Annotated in this window: 13 protein-coding genes; 5 read left to right on the forward strand and 8 right to left on the reverse strand. The window is 50.4% G+C overall.

Annotation, left to right across the window (positions count from 1 at the left end):
* Positions 1-1,250 precede the first annotated feature (1,250 nt).
* Positions 1,251-2,399: an iron-containing alcohol dehydrogenase gene (locus PsW64_RS24020; RefSeq protein WP_063305265.1), complete on the forward strand. Its 1,149-nt coding sequence runs from the start codon at positions 1,251-1,253 to the stop codon at positions 2,397-2,399.
* A gap of 149 nt (positions 2,400-2,548) precedes the next feature.
* Positions 2,549-3,505, forward strand: a complete 957-nt coding sequence (locus tag PsW64_RS24025; RefSeq protein ID WP_063305266.1) for an ornithine cyclodeaminase family protein — start codon at positions 2,549-2,551, stop codon at positions 3,503-3,505.
* A 21-nt stretch (positions 3,506-3,526) separates the two neighbouring features.
* Here PsW64_RS24025 and PsW64_RS24030 read toward each other — a convergent pair whose 3' ends face one another.
* Together PsW64_RS24030 and PsW64_RS24035 are read right to left on the reverse strand one after the other, a co-directional pair.
* Complete coding sequence (locus PsW64_RS24030) at positions 3,527-4,363, reverse strand: transglutaminase-like cysteine peptidase (protein WP_208981001.1); 837 nt, start codon at positions 4,361-4,363, stop codon at positions 3,527-3,529.
* Between the two features lie 6 nt (positions 4,364-4,369).
* The gene (locus PsW64_RS24035) at positions 4,370-5,713 is read right to left on the reverse strand and encodes an HlyD family type I secretion periplasmic adaptor subunit (protein WP_208981002.1); all 1,344 of its coding nucleotides are present in this window, start codon (positions 5,711-5,713) and stop codon (positions 4,370-4,372) included.
* A 171-nt stretch (positions 5,714-5,884) separates the two neighbouring features.
* Here PsW64_RS24035 and PsW64_RS24040 point away from each other — a divergent pair, with 171 nt between their 5' ends.
* Entirely contained in the window at positions 5,885-8,224 is a 2,340-nt protein-coding gene (locus PsW64_RS24040) for a type I secretion system permease/ATPase (protein WP_063305268.1), read from the forward strand.
* 9 nt (positions 8,225-8,233) lie between these two features.
* Here the strand turns inward: PsW64_RS24040 and PsW64_RS24045 are convergent, their stop codons facing one another.
* Both PsW64_RS24045 and PsW64_RS24050 read right to left on the reverse strand, forming a co-directional pair.
* Positions 8,234-8,632, reverse strand: a complete 399-nt coding sequence (locus PsW64_RS24045) for a hypothetical protein (RefSeq protein WP_208981003.1) — start codon at positions 8,630-8,632, stop codon at positions 8,234-8,236.
* Positions 8,633-8,643: 11 nt separating this feature from the next.
* On the reverse strand, positions 8,644-10,071 hold the full coding sequence (locus PsW64_RS24050; protein WP_057462377.1) for a TolC family outer membrane protein: 1,428 nt from the start codon (positions 10,069-10,071) through the stop codon (positions 8,644-8,646).
* Positions 10,072-10,376: 305 nt separating this feature from the next.
* On the opposite strand from PsW64_RS24050, the gene PsW64_RS24055 reads away from it, so the two are divergent.
* On the forward strand, positions 10,377-14,804 hold the full coding sequence (locus PsW64_RS24055) for a hypothetical protein (protein ID WP_063305270.1): 4,428 nt from the start codon (positions 10,377-10,379) through the stop codon (positions 14,802-14,804).
* A gap of 60 nt (positions 14,805-14,864) precedes the next feature.
* Here the strand turns inward: PsW64_RS24055 and PsW64_RS24060 are convergent, their stop codons facing one another.
* The 4 genes from PsW64_RS24060 to tpiA form a co-directional block, all read right to left on the reverse strand.
* Complete coding sequence (locus PsW64_RS24060; protein WP_208981004.1) at positions 14,865-15,719, reverse strand: VOC family protein; 855 nt, start codon at positions 15,717-15,719, stop codon at positions 14,865-14,867.
* Positions 15,720-15,742: 23 nt separating this feature from the next.
* Positions 15,743-17,371 (reverse strand): CTP synthase, encoded by a 1,629-nt coding sequence (locus tag PsW64_RS24065; RefSeq protein ID WP_063305271.1) that lies wholly within the window; start codon positions 17,369-17,371, stop codon positions 15,743-15,745.
* A 179-nt stretch (positions 17,372-17,550) separates the two neighbouring features.
* A complete protein-coding gene (gene secG / locus PsW64_RS24070; protein ID WP_063288990.1) occupies positions 17,551-17,916 on the reverse strand; it encodes a preprotein translocase subunit SecG in 366 nt (121 codons plus the stop codon).
* Between the two features lie 122 nt (positions 17,917-18,038).
* On the reverse strand, positions 18,039-18,788 hold the full coding sequence (tpiA, locus tag PsW64_RS24075; RefSeq protein WP_063305272.1) for a triose-phosphate isomerase: 750 nt from the start codon (positions 18,786-18,788) through the stop codon (positions 18,039-18,041).
* Positions 18,789-19,033: 245 nt separating this feature from the next.
* On the opposite strand from tpiA, the gene PsW64_RS24080 reads away from it, so the two are divergent.
* A complete protein-coding gene (locus tag PsW64_RS24080; RefSeq protein ID WP_063305273.1) occupies positions 19,034-20,920 on the forward strand; it encodes a SurA N-terminal domain-containing protein in 1,887 nt (628 codons plus the stop codon).
* Positions 20,921-20,969: the final 49 nt, after the last annotated feature.

The following is a 20,969-nucleotide window of genomic DNA, read 5'->3' on the forward strand; positions in this document are numbered from 1 at the left end:
AGCATTCCATTATTCAAAAGCCTAATCAGTTCCACTTCATTTGACGACGGACACGCTTGCCTCAGTGAGTGAAAGATTTCACCGTTCAGCATTTCTTCCAGCATTCTCCCGCTGAAGTTTTCACAGTACTCGTTTTTTTCAGAATGTTTCAGGCTCAATAGCCTTGAACAGCTCCTGACGACCTTTGCTATGAACTTGGACACAAACTACCCTGATATAGGCGGGCACAACTAGCAAGATGAAAACGTCTGACGAAGCATTAATGATCTCGGTCGAGTTCGACTTTTACTTCTTCCAGATAGCTAAACATTCCCAGCTACGTCCATTCAAGATGTTGAGCGTTCTGAGGGGCCAGCCGTCGACAGTTCAATGATGTGCGAAGTCGTACAATCAGATATTTTTGCAGTATTCCGATCGTAGGCGGAAACACGATCCATCGTTGAGCCAGAGGCGTTCTTTCTTTGGCAGTTTCATGGGCACTTTAAGCTTCTTATATCGCCATAAACGCTCAACCCGCCGGCGTCTCTTAACAAGGCGGTAATTCGGTTCAATCATATCCGCATTCAGGCGTTCTTTGTCAGCAAGCCAACGTGGCAATTACCGCAGCGTTGATCGATGTTGCGCCAGAACACGGCAAACCCGAACCTTGTATTGACTACGCACATGGTCGGTGCAGTCCAACGTACATCAAGGATTCAGAAGTTTCTCAGTACTGCTTCCTTCAAAATCAGAGTATCCCGTGCAATATCTCAAACCAAACGCCGCGGGTGCTTATTCTCTTTCTATAACCGTTTCAATTACTTGAGCTGGTCCAGGCTCATTCTGCTGTACTCCTTACAGCGATAAAGGTTTGTTCTGTCACACTGATCTGTTTGATCGCATAGATCTGAGCCATGCGTTGCCCATTAGAACTTCAAAGACCATATGAAGTTAGTAAATCAGTAGTGTATTACTTCCAACTCATACAGCGACAGTGTCAACCGCCTGGTGCTGGTCATTAATCCAAGCCACAAGCAACTTCATTTATAGCTCGGATTAGTCACTAAGCATTTTCAATTACATTAATGAGGATGGAAGGTTGGAACCGCAATTTCCCTAGTTCTAAGTGAACTAGCAGCACCTTTGCTTAATTCCAAACCTCTTTCATCATTCAACAAATTATTTAAGTGAATTAGTTTCACTTCGGCCCTTCAAACCCGAGAAAAGTGCATTAAGTTCGGTATGCACAATTCAATTGTCCGGGCAATCAAATGAAGTTCAATTATCAAAACCCAACTAAACTTTTGTTTGGTCAAGGGAAAATATCGGAAATTAGGGATCAGATCCCGACTGGAAGCCGCATTTTGTTGGCCTATGGTGGTGGATCGATCAAAGCGAACGGTGTTTACGAGCAAGCGTTAAGCGCGCTTGAAGGTTTCACCGTGGTTGAATTTTCTGGCATCGAAGCCAACCCACACTTCGAAACCCTAGAAAAAGCCGTAGAGCTGGTGAAAGAACAAGATCTGGACTTCATCCTCGCAGTTGGGGGAGGATCTGTTGTCGACGGCTGTAAGTTTGTAGCAGCAGCTGCACACTATGACGGAGATCACTGGGACATTCCAAGCGGTAAACATCGCATTCAAAAGGCAACACCGCTCGCGTCTGTATTGACCCTTCCTGCAACAGGCTCTGAGTCCAACGGTAACTCAGTCATCACCCGCAAGTCGACAGGTGAAAAACTCGCTTTTGGCTCTCCTCTTGTTTTCCCTGTGTTCTCGGTTCTCGATCCAGACACCATGAAAACACTGCCAGAACGCCAACTAAGGAACGGGTTGATCGATGCCTTCGTGCATGTCTGCGAGCAATATTTGACCTTCCCGACCGGCGCATTGGTACAGGATGGGTATGCGGAAGCATTGCTGCGAACGCTCGTTCAACTGGGCAAGAGCTATCCCGAGCTCGATACTGATGAATGGCGCGCAAATCTGATGTACGCAGCAAACCAGGGCTTAAATGGCCTCATCTCATGTGGTGTGCCGCAAGATTGGGCAACACACCAGATCGGACATGAGCTGACAGCGTGTTTCGGCATTGACCACGCCCAAACACTGTCCATCATTCAACCAAGCCTCTTGCGCAGTCAGATTGAACTGAAGCGGGCAAAACTGGAGCAAATGGGAACAGCAGTGTTCTCACTGCCTCCATCTGAAGATCTGGCTGAGAAGACGATTGATGCGATCGAAGAGTTTTACCAGCAACTGGCCATGCCAATTCGTCTGTCAGATGCCAACATTACGGATCAAAACGACATCGACACGCTCATGCACATCATCGAAAGCCGCGACTTTTTAAAAGCCATCGGTGAGCATGGAAAGATCACGCCGAATGTGATCAAAGACATCGTGTACTCAGCACGCTGAGCCAAAAGACAGCCCGCCGTACAAACGGCGGGCTTTTTTGTGCATACAACCCGTTTCTCGCGAAAACTCAAGTGACAAACACATCCGTCGCCCGCTAGTCCTGTGAGATATCAGCGCATCCTTTCGCAAATTATAAGGGAGAAACGGGTATGTTACAGTTATCCGATACCCAAACTAAAAACGCCCTGCCCTTCCGACCACTGGTCGAGGCTTTGAGAACAATGTTCAAAGAAGGCTGCGAAATGCCTGTTCGGCACCATCACACCATGGGCGTGCCGGATAAAGCAGATGCCACTTTACTGCTCATGCCCGCCTGGCAATCAGGTGCCTATTTCGGTGTAAAACTCGCGAGTGTGTTTCCAAGTAATGCAGACGCCGGTCTTCCTGCAGTCTCCGCCACTTATCTGCTCTCTGACGGCAAGACTGGTGCACCGTTAGCGTTGGTTGATGGCGGCGAGCTGACAGCGCGTCGCACAGCGGCAGCCTCCGCCCTTGCTGCTGATTACCTTGCTCGCAAAAACGCAACGACCCTGACAATGGTCGGCACGGGTCGTCTCTCCGCAAACCTCATTGAGGCGCATTGCACAACAAGACAGATTGAAACTGTAACCCTCTGGGGCCGGAACTTCGATAAGGCCAAGGACAATGCGCAAGAACTAAGCGCAAAACTTGGCATCAAGGTTGTAGCAGAACAATCCCTTCCCAAAGCTGTTGAGCAGACTGATATCGTTTCCGTTGCAACACTGTCTAATGATCCCCTCATACAAGGTGAATGGTTGTCTGATGGCTGTCATCTTGACCTTGTGGGCGGGTTCACTCCAAACATGCGCGAAGCAGATGACACGGCTATCTCCCGCTCACGAGTTTTTGTCGACACCCGCGCAGGTGCGATGAAAGAAGCCGGAGACCTGACCATCCCGCTTGCGAATGGCACGTTGAAGCCTGAGGATGTTCAAGCTGATCTTTACGATCTCACCAGAGGCGGCAACATTGGCAGAGCAAGTGAAAACGAGATTACGTTCTTCAAATCAGTTGGGGCTGCATTAGAGGACTTGGCAGGAGCAATCCTTGCCTATGAGAACTCAAAAGAGTTGCTAAACGCATAGACAAATCCTCGCTCAGCACGGTTATCCATTCCTGTGCTGAGCCCAAAACCGTTGCCGCATCTCTGCCGTCCTGAAGTGTGTGAAGTGCAGATCCCGTTGCATCGACACCAATGGTTGATAATGAAGCAGGTCGATCTCCTTGGTCGCAACTGGCCTTAAACTATCCAGCACATAACACGCGCCTTGAAACTGAACCGTGGTCACTGCATGTATGACTTGTCTTCTGCTATCCTTCACCACAACAACTCGCAGATCCGTTTCTTCATAGCCCAGCGCTAACAAACTGAAATACTTGGCAATCGCGTAGTCCTCACAATCACCTCGCAAGCCCAGAAACTGCAAAGGCGCGCGCCAGACGTCCGCCTGCCCAGCGGCAACCGCCTGAGGATCGTATCCGGCACTTTCATTGATGTAAGAGTTGAGCAGCGAAAGCTGCCGCAGTGATTTATTGTTCCCGACACCCCGGACAATGCGTGACCAATAATCAACGGAGCCTGCACACCGCAGATTTCCGGCAAAGCACTCTTTCAAGGAGGCCAGTTGTTGGTCGCATTCAGGCAGTACGGCCTGCCATTTCCTGAAAGCCCGGCTGTTACCACCACTAATTTCAACCGAACCAAACAACCCAAAGCTTTCCCGCTTCTTTGTAGTATTTGGCCTCGTAAACCTCATCAGCGAAAACAGACGGCGGCGGCGCACTTTGCTTTGATAGCTGAACCGCGGATTATGAGCTTGCGCAGTGGACATGCTGGCCACAATACCAGTCAGAAAAGCGGCTTTGACCACCATCCCTACAAAGCTTCGTCGCAACAAACCACGTTTTCTACGGTGCTTGCCCCGGTATTCCGGAAGAGCCATAACGCATTACCGTTCTCTTAGCGCCTCCTCACGTGCACGATTAACTGGCTTAAGAATGTAAGAAAGCACACTCTTTTCTCCAGTGAGTATATCGACGGAGGCGACCATCCCCGGAAGGATGGGAAGACTCTTGTTGCGACTTTCTAACTCCGTTTGTTTCGTTTTGATAATTACGGAGTAAAACTGCTCACGAGTATTTTCGTCGTAAACAGTGTCTGCAGAAATTCCCTCAACTTGCCCATCCAATCCGCCATAAATGGAAAAATCATAAGCACTGAGCTTAACAAGCGCCTGCTGTCCTTGGTGAATAAAGGCGATATCCTGAGGTTTGACCTTCGCCTCAACAAGCAAAACATCTTCAACGGGCACGATGGTCATAAGCTGCTGAGAAGGTGAAGCCACGCCGCCAATTGTGCTCACATCAATCGTGTTGACGATGCCGTCCATGGGCGCGCGAATATCTGCGCGATCGACTTTATCACCAGCCCCTTTGGAAGCTTCTGCAATAATATCCAACTGAGCCTGCACCTCGCTCAACTCTGCGCGTGCTGCCTGTCGGAACTTGGTGTAAACACCTTCAATTTCCTGCTCAGCCTCCTCAACAGCCGCCTGCAAACGCCCTGCTGTGACCTGAAGCGTATTGACCTGCCCTTCCAGATCACCAATCTCACGCTGAAGTTTGAGCATATCTGTACGCGGAATGATCTGCTTTTCAGCAAGCGGCGCTTTCAACTCTTTTTCTTCATTTGCAAGACGCAATAAATCAAGAACCTTCCGTCGCTGGTTCTCTGAAGCCTCAAGTTCCGCCATACGCTGCGCAACGCGTGAACGATTGATTGCAATCTGGCCCTTCAATCCTTCCAGATTGGCTTGAAAAAGAGACAGCTCCGAAGCAACAATCTGCTGAGCATTCTCGTGATAGTGGTCACTATAAGCCAGCTCCTCTCCACGCTCCGGCCAGACGGACTGAAAGTCCAACCGTTCACGAGCAATCTCCAGTGCCAGTTGTTTTGCCACCAGTTCACCCAGGTTGGAAGAAAACCCCGTATCATCCAAGCGGATCAGGACATCTCCCTTACTGACGAGGTCACCCGTTTTCACAAGCACTTCTTTAACAATCCCACCTTCAAGGCTTTGAATAACCTGTATCTTCGCAGATGGAATGATACGTCCGTCTCCACGGGTAACTTCTTCCAGCTGTGCCCAACCGGCCCAAAGGACGAACGAAATCAAAAGCAATCCAATCATCAGGACCAATAAGCGCGTGCGTGCAAAAACGGCATTTTCCAAACCAATTGACACCTGCGCAGCACCACGCGGAAGCCGTGTGGTTTCAGATCCAAGCCTCATCCAATTTGTGACCCGTTCCATCAGATGCAATAGGCGCAAAGATAATCCCCCTAGAAACTCCCCAACAAGTTCCAGAGGCACGCGACCAGCCGGAATCAAGTTATCCTTACCAAAGGTAACTCTCCTTGGTTTCTCTGAACACTACGGGGATCTATTGCGGAGAATTGCAGGTTGGAACTGACAAAAACGGCCGAGCCGAAAACAAGAAAAGAAAAGACGCCACCTTCCGTAAACGAGGAAGACACAACGACGACTAAAATATCTTCCACGCATGAAGAGAGTGACCCAGTCATCGAAGCCTCAGTTTCGACAGTTACGTCAGATAAAAATCAAGATGTAAAACGGGAACCTGAAAACACAAAATCTGCAGAGGACGCGACATCAAACGCTCAACTGTCAGATTTAATCGAGATTGATCCACTGCGGGGATGTCTCGAAATTCTGCTGGTTCAACACAACATGCCAGCAAATTCAGAAAACCTCATCGCAGGTCTTCCCTTGGAGAAGGGCAAACTCACTGCTGACATGCTACAAAAAGCTCTCAAACGCGCTGGCTTTTCGACCAAGGCTTTCCATCAGAAAGTCACAGATCTCTCCTCACTTTTGTTTCCTGCAGTTTTACTCCTCAAGTCCGGTGGTGCGTTGGTCGTTCTGGAAAAATACGATGAGAAATCCTATGCTGTCGCCCTCCCGCATGCAAATGGCGGCGCCGTTCTGGCTAAGGTGGATGAGCTTCAGGCACTCTGCAGCGGAGAAATCATTGTTGCAAAGCCCTTCTACAAACCAGAAGGTTCACAGGAGCAAACAGCTAAGGAAGACAATTCCCATTGGTTTTTCAGTGGCATTAGAGCCGTTGCACGAGACTACGCTTTCGTTGCGCTTGCTGCAGCCTTCATCAACTTGCTAGCGCTGGCCTCACCGCTTTTCACCATGAACGTATATGACCGTGTCTTACCCAACTCGGCCTTCCCTACACTCTGGGTTCTCACTCTTGGCGTAGCAGGCGCGTTACTATTTGACCTACTGTTGAAGTCACTGCGTGCTTCCTTAATCTATTTTGCAGGCAAACGAGCTGATCTGATAATTTCCTCCAGACTGTTTGATCAGGCAATGCACTTGAAAATGGCGCATCGCCCTGCAAGCACTGCAGGCTTCCTCAACGAAATGCGTGAGTTCGAAACCATCCGCGAGTTCATGACGTCAGCAACAATCGCTGCCATCACAGACCTTGCCTTCCTCGGTATGTTCCTAGGCCTGATCTGGTATATCGGTGGCCCCATGGTTTATCCGCTTCTTGCAGCAATCATGAGCGTGGTCACAATTGGACTGCTGATGCAGTTCCCTCTCAAAAGAGCCGTGGAAGCAACAGTTGCTGATGCTACGCTGCGAAATGCACTGCTGGTAGAAAGTCTCTACGGCTTGGAGACAATCAAACTCCAACGCGCAGAAGGACAGCTTCTTGGCAAATGGGAGAGTGCCACAGCCGCAGCAGCCTCAGCGCAAAACAAAGTCAGATCGCTTTCTACCTGGGCTTTAAACCTAACGGGCTTTTTGCAGCAACTCACCACAGTCGCACTTCTGGTCACAGGCGCATATCTGTTCTCAGAAAAGCTTATCTCCATGGGCGGCATTGTCGCCTGTGTGATCCTTGGGGGACGAGCTGTTGCCCCACTAGCAACACTTTCCAGCTTTCTCGCACGGTTCCAACAGGTCAAAACCGCTTACAAAAGACTGGATGCCATCAATCAATTGCCGCGAGAAACACCATGGGCCTCCAGACATCTAAGCAAAACCATTGATCACGCTCAGGTTTCGCTAAAAAATATGAGTTTCACCTATCCGCAGGCTGCAGAGCCAACATTGAAAAACCTGAACTTATCCATTTCCGCAGGAGAGCGCATCGCCATACTCGGTCCTGTCGGCTCTGGCAAATCCACTCTGGGCCGAATATTGAGCGGTCTTTATTCTCCAGAGTCAGGAAGTTATGCCATCGACAATTTGGATCATCAGCAATTTGCACCCACGGAACTGCGAAGATCCATATGTTACATCGGGCAGGATGCTAGTCTTTTCTCTGGATCCATCAGAGACAACATCAAATTAGGTCGCCCTGAAGCCTCAGATGCAGAGCTGGTCAAAGCAAGTGAGCTTTCCGGAGCATTGGAGTTTATCGATGCTCATCCGCACGGGTTTGCCAGATTGATTGAGGAAGGTGGCCGTGATCTATCATCCGGGCAAAGACAAAAGCTCATCCTGGCCAGAGCATTCATGGGCACCCCAAAACTACTGTATCTGGATGAACCAACAGGCATGATGGATGGCCAGACCGAACAGCAGTTCATCAATGCCCTCTCATCCTCTGTCACCCCGCAGCAAACGCTGATCGTTGCCACACACCGCACAGCACCACTTTCTCTGGTCGATAGGCTGATTATTCTGGATAAGGGCCGTATTCTCGCTGATGGCCCAAAGGAAAAAGTCATCCATATCCTTTCAAAAGGAACTGGATGACCTGAGGACTTAGTACTCTCTCATGTATTCGCGAAAACAAAGACAGCGATTGACGGCTTCATCATCCCAAACCGCATCTTTCATGTAGCCAATGGCAACTCCACACCAGTCTCTTGTTTCCAACGCCCAATCAAATCGCAACTGCACGATTGAGCTGTGCTGCGCAGAGACAACAACGGTATTCGCCTCCTCAAAATAATCACGTACCCGAACAGAAATTTCGCTGTGCAGCTCCTCAGGGTGTCGCAGATTGAAGTTGTAGCACACACCACCGCGATAATAATCAGAGGTGGCAACGGCAAGGTCCGCGCTGACAGCATCCCCAGCCCAAACCGAAAGAGACATGGCAGCCCCCCAGATGAGGAGTGCAGGACCGCTCAAGCCCGTTGCAAATTTAAGTCTGCCCAAAGTCCTCTCCCTCATTGTTTCGGTTTAGGCATGGCAACAGGTGTCCCACGCGCCCACTGAGCTGAAACGCCTGGCAACACTTTGCCCGGCAGCCAGCCCTCTGTTTCCTCATCATCCCGTACTTTGCGATAGCCCGCTTCAGCTTGGGCAGGAGGTTGAACATCAAACGATTCCAGCAATCCGCCCATTGCTGCCAGCAATCGGTAGTTGGCAAAGGTTTGCGCATAGCGGGCAGAAATCTCGGAGACTTCAGTAAAAAAGACTGTGTTTTGTGTATCCAAAACATCCAGCAGAGTTCGCTGTCCAACAGTGAACTGGCCTTCATATGAAATGAGAAGTTGTTGTGATGCTGAAAGCTGTTTTTTGATAATTGCAAGTTGCTTGGAAAGCTCAACACGCCGGATCCAGGAAGCACGTGTTTCCCGCTCAACTTCACGAAAAGCCCGCGCCGTTCTCATCCGTGCCTCACCTGCCCGCTCAACCTGCTCAGCACGCCTGTTCTTCGTGATGTTGCCATTAAAGAGGTTCCAACGCATGACAACCAGCGCTGTAGCCTGATTATTGACGCCAGGAAATCCGTTCAGGTTTTCACCAACACGCGAGGAAAGCTCCAGATCCAATCTTGGATAATAATCTGCCTCTGCAATCTTAATCTGCGCATTCGCAGCATCTACATCAGCTTTACGCAACGCAATCAGTGGATTGTTCCGCCGTGCTACATTCAACACATCAGGAAGCGTACCAGGAATGCGTCGTGAAACACTGGGGACGCCCCCCAAGCGTCCTACTGGCTTGCCCACAACCTCAATAAACGTGGCTTCAGCAAGTTCAAGCTCTTCAACAACCTCCTGTAATGCAAGCCGTGCAGCAAACACCCGTTCACTTGCCTGTTGAACGTCTGCAACGGAGACAACCCCGCGAGACAAACCTGCCCGCATATCCGAGGCCACTTTGGAGTGATAAGCAATATTGCGTTGAGCAGACTGTTTCACTTCAAAAAGACGGGAAACTTCCACATAGGCACGCACCGCACTCAGACCGATGAACTCAGACCGCTCCCAAACTCTGAAAGACGTGGCATCCAGACGAGCTCTCTGACGCTCAATCTCATAGGTTGTCGCAAATCCATCAAAAAGCTTTTGCCGGCCTGTCGCTCTCACTTCATAAGGGCCATAGAAGAACTGATCCCGCTGACGGGTAAAACTGCGATCAGCCCATTCGGCACCCCCACGAAATTCAAGATCAAGACGCGGCAACCATTCGCCTTTTGCTTGTTTCAGCTCAAAGCCAATCGCATTGCGGTCAAAAACCGCTTCTCCAATTTCAGGATTGCTATAGACAGTAAGGTTAACTGCATCTCTGAGAGACATCGCGTGGCCTGCTCCGCTCAACAAGCCAACGGCAGCAACGCCAAGAATAAGTGGCGCAAACAACTTCATACACACGCCCTCTACGCAATACTTGAGACAACCGGGCAACTGAAGCTTTAATTTACTTTATTTTAATATAATGTCATTCCTCACGCAATTAAGTGTAATAAATATCAATAACTCAAAAAGTAATAGCAACATCAACTCAACAGACGCGACCTCTAATATTGTCAGTTATGCATATTGTATAATGTATATATAAATTTGAACTCCATTTGATTTAGAATTAAGCAGCACGATTTCAGCGAGACGTTGTCTTCTCATTCAGAAAAGGCGCGCTAACGCCCTGTTCCAGTTTGCAAAGGGAGCCTTGCATGCCGAATACCAGAACCGGTGAACCTCAAGCGCTTCCAACCAATCAACCAACACCTGAACAGGTCCCCGAGCCGGAGAGTAGGCCTCAACAACAGGCCAGCTCAGCAGCGCCAAACATCAGCCAGCTTATCATCGAACTTCCTGATAACATTGAAACAACGTCAGAAACGCCGTTAGATGGCCAACCACGTGGCATGAACCTGCTTCTGAATGAGATAGAATGGGATCCTGTCAGAGAAATTCTGCTGCTGCCATCAGGTCTGGAGCTTGCAGACATTCAGACCGCCAATGGCTCCACCGAAATCACCTTGTCAGATGGCACACGTCTGATCATTGAAGGTCACAGCAACAATCCACCTTCTATAGAGATTGAAAATCAACTCCTCACCGCGCAGGAAATTCAAACAGCATTTGCAGCTGCGCGATACGCAGAACCAAGTGCAGGTCCAGAGATCTCATCAGGTACATCAAGCGTTTCTGAGCCCTCAAGCGGCAACAATGAGCCTCAGTCTCCATTACCTGCCAACGATGAGCTCATTGGCAGCGGAAATGATTTCGAACCAATCTCAATCGTCGTCCAGCCGGCTTTCCCAATCACACCGCTCCTGTTGCCCTCAGAGCGCGATAAAGAGGTTTTAGAACGTGTTTTAGGAGATGGCGCATTCGAACCTGACCAACAAACCACATCCACGCCAGACCTATCCGATCCGCAAGTGACACCTGCTTTTTTCGCAGGCAACACTGATGATGTATACGAATCCGGCCTCGCGTCTGGCACCGAAGCAGGACAGACCATCACTCAAACTGCCGGACCGATGAATATCCAAAGTGGCTCTTCCCCGCTCCAGACACTCGAGGTTTGCGATCCCTCACAAAATATCTGGATAGATGTCACCAGCGGCGGTCAGATCACCACGCCCCACGGCACCTACACAATCACAACTAATCCAGACGGAACCTACAGCTGGGCCTACACGCTCAACGCATCAGGAGATCATAGCAACAGCACACTGCAGGATTTCCTGAAAGTCCGCGTGACCAATGAAGAAGGCAATCAGGCAACTGGTGACATCACCATCAACATCATCGATGACGCACCTTTGATTGATATCACAGACACACCAGCCTCAGTCGCAGAGGGCAACACCTTAAACGGAACGTGGTCGCTCAACCCCGGTGCCGATGGCGTCACTCAGATCACTGTCTCAGTGTCTGGAGAAGCCGACCAGACCATCTCACTTTCCGATAACACATCTGCTACGTTCACGCTGCCCAAAGGTACACTCACCGTCAATCCGGATGGTACCTACTCCTTTGAAGCTGCGGCCAATCTCGACAACGATGATCCGCAGGAGCAAGCCTTCACCATCACCGCAACAGATACTGATGGAGATACAACAACTGACACACAGATCATCACAATCACCGATGGCGCCTCACCGACACCGCCAGACAACTTGCCCGGTGAAGTAGTGGATCTGATCCTCACGGTCAACGAAACAGCCCTTGATACAACACAGGATCAAAATGATCTGGCTGTTGGCAGCACCACAGGCTCTGATCCAACCAGCATAACTGAGACAGACATCTCCAGTACACTCACCTTCACGGCTGGTTCAGATGACCTCGCCACATTCGTATTTGGTGATCCTTCAGGCATCACCATCACCAATGGAGATGCGGCTCTCGATATCAGTTGGGCAGTCTCGAATGTCCAGCTTATTGGCTCGATCAACGGCACGCCTGCAATCATTCTGGCACTGGATGCTTCAGCCATCCCAGCAGGTCAGCAAGGCTCCGTACAGATCACAGCCACACTGACGGATGCCTTTCCCCATGATGCAAGCGGAAATCCCATCAAGATCAACGGCATCACCATAAACGCCTCAGATCATGACGGAGACACAGTCACCGCCGACATTCAGGTCAACATCATTGACGACACGCCACAGCTGGACATCGCAGACACGCCAGCCTCAGTAGCAGAGGGCAACACTTTAAACGGCACGTGGTCGCTCAATCCAGGCGCTGATGGCGTCACACAGATCACTGTCTCAGTACCCGGAGAAGCCGACCAGACCATCTCCCTTTCCGGCAACACCACTGCCACGTTCACGCTGCCCAAAGGTACGCTCGCCGTTAATCCGGATGGTACTTACTCTTTCAAAGCCTCCACCAATCTCGATAACGATGATCCACAAGAACAAACCTTCACCATCACCGCAACGGATACTGATGGCGATACAACAACTGACACACAAACCATCACCATCACCGATGGCATATCCCCAACACCACCAGACAATCTGCCCGGTGAAGCCGTAGATCTGATCCTCACAATCAACGAAGCAGCTCTTGATACAACACAGGATCAAAATGACCTGGCCCCAGCCAACATCACAGGCTCTGATCCAACCAGCACAGCCGAGACAGACATCTCCAGTACCCTCACCTTCACGGCAGGTTCAGATGACCTCACCACATTCGCATTTGGTGATCCTTCAGGCATCACCATCACTAATGGAGATGCAGCTCTTAACGTCAGTTGGGCAGTCTCAAATGGTCAACTTATTGGCTCGATCAACGGCACGCCCGCAATCATTCTGGCACTGGATGCTTCAGCCATCCCAGCAGGTCAGCAAGGCTCCGTTCAAGTCACAGCCACACTGACAGATACCTTTCCCCATGATGCCAGCGGAAATCCCATCAAGATCAACGGCATCACCATAAACACCTCAGATCATGACGGAGACACAGTCACCGCAGACATTCAAGTCAACATCATTGACGACACGCCACAACTGGACATCGCAGACACGCCAGCCTCAGTCGCAGAAGGCAACACACTCAACGGCACGTGGTCGCTTAGCCCCGGTGCCGATGGCGTCACACAGATCACTGTCTCAGTACCCGGAGAAGCCGACCAGACCATCTCCCTTTCCACCAACACACCTGCCACCTTCACGCTGCCAAAAGGCATACTCACCGTCAATCCAGATGGCACCTACTCCTTTGAGGCTGCTACCAATCTAGATAACGATGATCCGCAGCAGCAATCCTTCACCATCACCGCAATGGATACTGATGGAGATACAACAACTGACACACAGACCATCACCATCACCGACGGCACAAATCCCTTCGGTGGCGACATTATCGCATTAAGTCTTGATGAGAGCGCTTTGGGAGATCAGATCGGCAACAATGAGCCGACGGGCGATGTGATTGGCTCAAACCCAGCAAGCACGGCAGAAACACAAAGCGATACCCTGAGTTTCACAGCTGGTTCAGACAATATCATCAGCTTCACGATTGGAGACACATCCAATATTGAGGTCCGTGATGACAGCGGCGCTGTTATTACCTCCATCAACTGGGCCCTTTCAGCTGATAAACAGACACTCACAGGTTCAATTAATGGCCAAAACATTATTCAGTTGGCCCTGACAGGCTCATCCATTGCAGCTGGATCCACGGGTTTAGTTCAAGTAACTGCCACACTGCTTGCAGATTTTCCGCATGTGACCAACGGAACCAGCGATTTCACAATATTAGGTGTCCCTATTGTCGCAACGGATACAGATGGCAGCACTGCTCTGGGCATCACCAACATCTCAATCAAAGATGATAATCCAGACATCGACATCTCAGACACACAGAACGTCGTAACTGAGGGAGAGACAATCAGCGATACATTCTCCCTCAGCTCTGGCGCTGATGGATACGCGCAAGTGACTGTCTACACAGACGTAAACGACCAACACATCGTCAATCTGGCCCCAAACACACAAACCACACTGTATACTCAGCAAGGTGAACTCACCATCCATTCAGATGGCACATGGGAGTTTACCGCCAACACAGGGCTGGACTTCCCCCAAAACCAAACAATGCAGTTTTTCATTTCAGTTGAAGATGGTGATGGCGATACAGATACGGATAGCCATCTCATTTCCATCAAGCAGGCAGCACCACCTATCCTCGGTACATCCGGGAATGATGTGCTGACGGGAACTCAAACCAGCGAGCTCATCAAAGGGCTCGATGGTGACGATCATATCTCCGGTATGGAAGGGCGAGACAAGATTGCAGGAATGGGTGGCAGGGACACACTTGAAGGTGGAGCAGACAGCGATACATTTGTGCTCGATCTCTCCAATCTCACAATTGCAGATCTCATCACGGACTATGATTCATCTGGAGATGACGCTGATCGGTTGGATGTGACAGAATTGATTGGATCAGAACAAGTCACGCAGCAAAATGTGGGAGACTACTTCCAGTTATCAGGAGGCGTTCTAAGTTTTGATCAGGATGGAGCTGGAACAAACCACAACATGGTGCAGGTCATGGAGTTTTCATCTCCACCAGCTCAACTGGAGCTGATCGTGGATGAAAATCAGGCACCACTCGTTGTCACTGCATAACTCATCAGGCTCAACGCAAAGAAAAACCCCGAAAGCGATAGCCCCGGGGTTTAAAAAGGATCAGCTGCAGATCACGGCAACACCGGCCATTCGTTCTGGCTCAATCACCCAGAAATCACCGGTTTTGCGTCCACCAAGCGCTTCAGCATATTCCCCAAAGCTCTCAAGATTTGCAGCAGAAAAGCCAAAGGCAGCCAGTTTAAGGCCTGCTCGGTTAGCTGGAGCTTTAACCCCATAAAGGCTCTCATAGGCGCTTGGGGAAAGAACTTTGACCACCCCGCGAGACGTTTCAATCTCAACACCAAGACTGGAAAGCCGTGCAGTACGCTCACCAATAAACGCCTTTAGGAATTCATGATGGTCAGCAGGGTCATCTGCAACAAAAATGACTTCACTCAGATCGCGCACAGTGTTTGGATGGGACTGATACTCTGCCTTCCAGAAGTTTTCCGGAAATTTGTTATGGCAGGTAAAAAAGCCAAGTTCCGCACTGAGTGGATCTGTCGTGAACGTCAGATCAAAGGCAACCTGACGCTCTTCACCTTCTGGAGAAACAGCAATCCGCTCAAAGGAAAATGGCGCGTACTCAGGAAGACCGGCAGCAGCGTATGCTTTATGATCGTCCACCGCACTCGTGCTGTCCATGACGAACATGGAAGCACCTTCTCCCTTGAGCAGGAAGTCGCGATTGAACGCGCCAAAGGAGAAAACACCCTCACTTGGTTCTGACAGCTCAGCACTTTCGCCAATCGCCAAAACCTCAAGAAAACTGCCGTTCAGCTGAACGAGGCGATTTTCCGTGCCCCAAGGATGACGCGCAATTGGCGTCACCTTAAATCCGAGCTGTTCCCAAAGCCCTGCTGCATCCTGCAAAGAGTTTACAGCAAGTACAATGTGGTCGATTCCCTTGGTCAAAGTGTTTCCCCCAAAACAGCAGATTAAACCAGACGGCTATTATCGCGCGCAGCACCTACAAAGGAGGAGAACAGCGGATGCGGCTCAAACGGGCGTGATTTTAGCTCTGGATGATACTGAACACCGATGAACCAAGGATGGTTATCAATTTCTACCGTTTCAGGCAAAACACCATCTGGAGAGGTGCCGGCAAAAATCAGACCAGCTTCTTCAAGCTTATCACGGTACCCGATGTTCACTTCATAACGGTGACGGTGACGCTCGGAGATCTCAGTGGAATCGTAAATCGCAGCAATCTTACTGTCAGCTTTCAGAACAGCATCATACGCACCAAGACGCATGGTACCACCTAGATCACCTTCTGCCTGACGCTGTTCTTTCTCGTTACCGCGTGTCCACTCAGTCATCAAGCCAACAACTGGCTCTTTGGCTGGGCCAAACTCGGTGGAGCTCGCATCAGCAATACCCGCAAGGTTACGCGCAGCTTCAACAACAGCCATCTGCATACCAAAACAAATACCGAAGTAAGGAATGTTGTTCACACGTGCATAGTGTGCAGCAGCAATCTTGCCTTCAGAGCCGCGCTCACCAAAACCACCAGGAACGAGAATACCATTCACATTAGCAAGGAACTCGCTTGGGTCTTCTTTTTCAAATGTTTCAGATTCAATCCACTCAAGATTGACCTTCACGCCATTCGAGATTCCGCCATGCACAAGCGCTTCAATCAAGGACTTATATGCGTCTTTGAGAACGGTGTACTTGCCAACAATCGCAATAGTGACCTCACCCTCTGGATTGAACAGAGAGTTTACGATTCTCTCCCAGCGGGAAAGATCTGGAGCCGGAGCACCGGTGATGCCAAATGCATCCAGAACCTGCTCATCAAGACCTTCCTTGTGGTAGGCCAGCGGCACTTCATAGATGCTCTTCGCATCATATGCCGGAATAACAGCTTCTTCGCGCACGTTACAGAACTGAGAAAGCTTACGGCGCTCATTCTCTGGGATCTGACGATCACAGCGCACCATAAGAATGTCTGGCTGAATACCGATAGAACGCAGCTCTTTAACAGAGTGCTGTGTCGGCTTGGTCTTCATTTCACCAGCACTTGCAATGTAAGGCAGCAGTGTCAGGTGGATGTAAACAGCCTGTCCACGTGGCAAATCATTGCCCAGCTGGCGAATAGCTTCAAAGAACGGCAGACCTTCGATGTCACCAACGGTGCCACCGATCTCACAAAGCACGAAGTCGTAGCCTTCGTTGCCATCGAGAACGAAGTTCTTGATCGCATCAGTCACGTGAGGAATCACTTGTACGGTACCGCCGAGGTAATCACCGCGGCGCTCCTTCGCAATAATGTCCTGATAAATGCGACCAGTGGTAATGTTGTCCTGCTTATTTGCCGGACGACCCGTGAAACGCTCGTAGTGGCCAAGATCCAGATCGGTCTCTGCGCCATCATCGGTCACATAACACTCACCATGCTGGTAAGGGCTCATGGTACCCGGATCAACGTTCAAATAAGGATCGAGTTTACGGAGCCGAACCTTATATCCGCGCGCCTGTAAAGCCGCACCAAGAGCTGCGGAGGCAAGTCCCTTCCCAAGAGAAGAAACAACACCACCGGTGATGAATATGTACCGTGCCATGGATCGCTACCACGTTTGAAAGGGTGGAATTTATCAAATAGGGAAGCACGCCGTGGTGGGTGCCTGATAATCCAATACCCTGGATAATTGAGTTATGTCTGAACGCACGAATGACGGACACTGCACAAGTGTGCGGTGCCGTCAGACGTATATTTCAACTGTTTCTGCTTTACAGCAGATTACTGAGCAGGTGGAACCTGCGGGCCAGTTGGCTGACTTTGCTGCTGAAGCTGGTCAAGAAGACCATTGCCAGCGCCCCCTTCTGTACCCTGTGTTGCTGAACCGGCAGGAACCTGATCAAGCAAAGAGCCTGGACGCTCGTCATAACGAGCCAACAGAGAAAGAGCGAGTGAAGTAGCAAAGAAGCAGACAGCAAGAATCGCAGTACCGCGAGTCAGCACATTAGCTGTGCCGCGGCTGCTCATCACACCACCGCCGCCACCGCCGCCAATACCCAATGCGCCGCCTTCAGAGCGCTGCAGTAGAACCAGTGCTACCAGCGCCACGACGACCATCAGGTGGATAACAATCAGAACGGTTTCCATAGGTATCCGTAGGTTTAATGAATTCGTTAGTCGGCCTTCTAACCGAATTTGCTGCACCTTTCTACCCTAAAGGCGCAGCAAATTGGTGGACTGCTAAGAATATTATAAAAAACCGGCTATTATTAGCCGCGATAAGCTTCAGCAATTCCAAGGAAATCCGTAGCTTTCAGGCTTGCGCCGCCAACCAGAGCACCGTCAACGTTTTCAACCGCAAGCAGCTCTTTTGCATTGGTAGGCTTAACAGAGCCACCATAAAGGATGCGCATTTTACCGCCAACATCACCACCGAACTGCTTGATGAGAGTCGCGCGAATAGAAGCATGAACCTCAGCAACGTCTGCTGGAGTTGGCGTCAATCCAGTGCCAATCGCCCAAACAGGCTCATAAGCAATTACAGTGTTTTCGGCAGTTGCGCCTGCTGGTACTGAACCCAGAACCTGTTTGGTAACCACGTCAAGTGTTGTGCCTGCGCGGCGCTCGCTCTCAACTTCACCAACACAAACAATAGCAATGAGGTCAGCACGGTAAGCAGCTTCAGCCTTCTCACAAACATCCGCATCAGATTCGCCATGATCTTCGCGGCGCTCGGAGTGCCCAACAATCACAAACTTGCCGCCAGCATCACGGATCATTTCCGCAGAAATATCGCCAGTATGCGCACCGCTCTCATTTGCGTGGCAGTTTTGTGCGCCAATCGCAATTTTGTCTTGGGAAGCCAACTGCGCAACCAGCAATGCAGGTGGGCAAATCAGAAGCTCTACATTTTCGGCAAGTGCTGAGTCGTATCCCGCGCCCATAGCTTCCAGCTCTGCAACTGAAGCCTTGGTGCCATTCATTTTCCAGTTACCAGCAACAAGTGGCCGATTAGTCATTTGATCCGTTCCCCAAATATGAATTCCAAATTCCCAAATGGAATGTGTGCTCACTAGCAGAAAAAACACTTAAGTCCCATAGCGGATTATCGCTAGTACGATGAACTTCGTATCTCCTGTCGAATCTCACAGCCTTTATGGCGTGTAAACTTGCCCCAGGGCGAAAGGAACACTATTATCCGGCGGCCTTGCATGTGTGCGCGGGGAGACTGTCCCCCGCCTTCAACAAGAGAACGGATAAAATTATGCTCGACGCGCTGCGTAATAGCGTAGGTTCCTGGTTTGCAAAGATCCTGATCGGCCTTCTGGTCCTCAGCTTTGCAGTTTGGGGGATCGCTGACGTCTTTACTGGAATCGGCTCCACATCTGTTGCCTCAGTTGGCGACAAAGAAATTTCGGCTCAGGATTTCCAACGAGCTTATTCACGCGAGCTCGACCAGCTGTCACGCCGCGTCGGCCAGCCTGTCACTCAGGAACAGGCCGCTGCATTTGGCGTGCCAGCTCAGGTTTTGGGCCGCCTCATCGCCGAAGCTGCGCTTGATTATGAAGCATCACAGCTGCGCATCGGTGTATCTGATGAAGCTATTGTCAAAACAATTCAGGAAACACCAGCATTTCAGGGTGTAAATGGTTACGACCGTAATCGCCTGAGCCAGGTACTTTATAATCTGGGCATAAGCGAAGACGAATTCGTGATGCAGCAACAGCTCGTCGCAGAGCGTCAGCAGCTTGCAGAAGCTGTTATCGGCGGCATCGTTGTGCCTAAGGCAATGCTCGAAGCCTTTGACAAATACGCAATGGAAGAGCGCACTGTTGAGTACCTCGTGCTGCCACAAAGCTCTTTGACAAATGTTCCAGCTCCGACTGACGAAGAACTGGCTACGTTCTTTGAAGAGAACAAAGGCAACTACAAAGCACCTGAATACCGCAGTGCCACTTTGATAGAGCTGACAGCAGACAAGATTGCAAAGCCGGAAAATGTGACTGAAGCGGAACTCGCTCAGGAATATGAGCGCACCAAAAACCGCTATCAGTCTCAGGAACAGCGCCGCATCTTCCAGATTTCCTTCCCAACCAAACAGGAAGCAGAAGCTGCTGTTGTTGAGATGGAGTCCGGCAAGACTTTTGAAGACCTCATGAATGAACGCGATCTGACTGAAAAAGACGTCGATCTCGGCCTCATGAATAAATCCGGCTTCCTTGACCAGAAAATTGCAGATGCAGCTTTCGCTCTCAAAGAAGGTCAGGCAAGCAGCGTGGTCGAAGGTCAGTTCACCAACGCGATTCTCTTTGCCAAAGAGGTTAAGGCAGCTGCAGTACAGCCTCTGGAAGACGTTAAAGATGAACTACGCGGTGTCGTTGCTCAGGCAAACGCAGCCGATGAAGTAGAAGACCTCTTCAACGAAGTCGAAGACGCACGCGCAGGCGGCAGCACCTTTGAAGAAATCGCTGAGCGCTTTGATCTGGCTCTGATCAACACACCTTCATTTGACGCTTCCGGCAAAAACGAAGCGGGCGAAACTGTTGATCTTCCACAAGCAAACGCACTGACCACAGCAGTCTTTTCAACCGATGTTGGCGTTGAAAATGATCCGCTGGAAATCGGCCGCACAGGTCACCTGTGGTACGAAGTGAAAAATGTCACCCCTTCCCGCGACAGAGAACTCTCTGAAGTAAAAGAAGCCGTGACTGCTGACTGGACAGCCAACCGCACAGCGGAACTACTGGAAGAAAAGGCCCAAGCTCTGATCGCAGAAGTCGAAGCAGGAAAGCCTCTTTCCGAAGTCGCAACTGCCGAAGGTCTGACAACAGCCACATCTGCTCCGTTCACCCGCAACGGCGGCATCGCGGAGCTTTCCGGCTCTGCTGTGACAGCAGCATTTTCCGGACCAAAAGGCACCGCCTCTCAGGTTCCTGGCAACAACGAAGACCGCATTCTTCTTGTCCTCACCGACACGACGTCTCCAGCCTTCATGACAGAATCTGAAAACGTGCAGCGCATTGACACTCAGCTAACAGGTGCGCTGGAAAGCTCCTTGCTCAACCAGTTCATCTCTCAGCTGGAGCAAACAGAAGGTGTCCGAGTAAATCAGGCAGTCTTCAACCAGCTGACCGGACTGGATCGCCAGTAGACAAATCCTTGTCGAAAACAAGCCCGCCACACTTATAAGTGTGGCGGGC

It is taken from the genome of Pseudovibrio sp. W64, from assembly GCF_001623145.1.
Taxonomy (GTDB): domain Bacteria; phylum Pseudomonadota; class Alphaproteobacteria; order Rhizobiales; family Stappiaceae; genus Pseudovibrio.

Coding starts and splice junctions, on each gene's coding strand:
- PsW64_RS24020 (WP_063305265.1), top strand. CDS start 1,251: ATGAAGTTCAATTATCAAAACCCAACTAAACTTTTGTTTGGTCAAGGG.
- PsW64_RS24025 (WP_063305266.1), top strand. CDS start 2,549: ATGTTACAGTTATCCGATACCCAAACTAAAAACGCCCTGCCCTTCCGA.
- PsW64_RS24030 (WP_208981001.1), bottom strand. CDS start 4,363: ATGGCTCTTCCGGAATACCGGGGCAAGCACCGTAGAAAACGTGGTTTG.
- PsW64_RS24035 (WP_208981002.1), bottom strand. CDS start 5,713: ATGAGGCTTGGATCTGAAACCACACGGCTTCCGCGTGGTGCTGCGCAG.
- PsW64_RS24050 (WP_057462377.1), bottom strand. CDS start 10,071: ATGAAGTTGTTTGCGCCACTTATTCTTGGCGTTGCTGCCGTTGGCTTG.
- PsW64_RS24055 (WP_063305270.1), top strand. CDS start 10,377: ATGCCGAATACCAGAACCGGTGAACCTCAAGCGCTTCCAACCAATCAA.
- PsW64_RS24065 (WP_063305271.1), bottom strand. CDS start 17,371: ATGGCACGGTACATATTCATCACCGGTGGTGTTGTTTCTTCTCTTGGG.
- secG (WP_063288990.1), bottom strand. CDS start 17,916: ATGGAAACCGTTCTGATTGTTATCCACCTGATGGTCGTCGTGGCGCTG.
- tpiA (WP_063305272.1), bottom strand. CDS start 18,788: ATGACTAATCGGCCACTTGTTGCTGGTAACTGGAAAATGAATGGCACC.
- PsW64_RS24080 (WP_063305273.1), top strand. CDS start 19,034: ATGCTCGACGCGCTGCGTAATAGCGTAGGTTCCTGGTTTGCAAAGATC.